Annotated in this window: 1 rRNA gene; it reads left to right on the plus strand. The window is 57.7% G+C overall.

Annotation, left to right across the window (positions count from 1 at the left end):
- Positions 1-92 precede the first annotated feature (92 nt).
- A 23S ribosomal RNA gene (locus tag ACWD3E_RS43205) occupies positions 93-1,365 on the plus strand; the annotation flags it as partial.

A 1,365-nucleotide genomic window follows, 5' to 3' on the forward strand; every position in this document is an offset into this window, starting at 1 on the left:
CGATGCCGGCCCCAGTGCACTCGAACCGCTGGTTCGGGGTGATGGGTGGCTGGTCGTTGTTTGAGAACTGCACAGTGGACGCGAGCATCTGTGGCCAAGTTTTTAAGGGCGCACGGTGGATGCCTTGGCACCAGGAACCGATGAAGGACGTGGGAGGCCGCGATAGTCCCCGGGGAGTCGTCAACCAGGCTTTGATCCGGGGGTTTCCGAATGGGGAAACCCGGCAGTCGTCATGGGCTGTCACCCACTGCTGAACACATAGGCAGTGTGGAGGGAACGAGGGGAAGTGAAACATCTCAGTACCCTCAGGAAGAGAAAACAACCGTGATTCCGGGAGTAGTGGCGAGCGAAACCGGATGAGGCCAAACCTACGACGTGTGAGACCCGGCAGGGGTTGCGTCGTGGGGGTTGTGGGATCTCTCTTCTGTCGTCTGCCGGCGACAGGACGAGTCAGAAACCGTTGATGTAGGCGAAGGACATGCGAAAGGTCCGGCGTAGAGGGTAAGACCCCCGTAGTCGAAACGTCAGCGGCTCGTTTGAGAGACACCCAAGTAGCACGGGGCCCGAGAAATCCCGTGTGAATCTGGCGGGACCACCCGCTAAGCCTAAATATTCCCTGGTGACCGATAGCGGATAGTACCGTGAGGGAATGGTGAAAAGTACCGCGGGAGCGGAGTGAAATAGTACCTGAAACCGTGTGCCTACAAGCCGTGGGAGCGTCGGATGCAGCTTGCTGCATCTCGTGACTGCGTGCCTTTTGAAGAATGAGCCTGCGAGTTTGCGGTGTGTTGCGAGGTTAACCCGGGTGGGGAAGCCGTAGCGAAAGCGAGTCCGAACAGGGCGTTTCAGTAGCACGCTCAAGACCCGAAGCGGAGTGATCTAGCCATGGGCAGGTTGAAGCGGAGGTAAGACTTCGTGGAGGACCGAACCCACCAGGGTTGAAAACCTGGGGGATGACCTGTGGTTAGGGGTGAAAGGCCAATCAAACTCCGTGATAGCTGGTTCTCCCCGAAATGCATTTAGGTGCAGCGTCGTGTGTTTCTTGCCGGAGGTAGAGCACTGGATAGGCGATGGGCCCTACCGGGTTACTGACCTTAGCCAAACTCCGAATGCCGGTAAGTGAGAGCGCGGCAGTGAGACTGTGGGGGATAAGCTCCATGGTCGAGAGGGAAACAGCCCAGAGCATCGACTAAGGCCCCTAAGCGTACGCTAAGTGGGAAAGGATGTGGAGTCGCACAGACAACCAGGAGGTTGGCTTAGAAGCAGCCACCCTTGAAAGAGTGCGTAATAGCTCACTGGTCTAGTGATTCCGCGCCGACAATGTAGCGGGGCTCAAGCGTACCGCCGAAGTCGTGTCATTGCAGC

Source organism: Streptomyces sp. NPDC002676 (assembly GCF_053592455.1).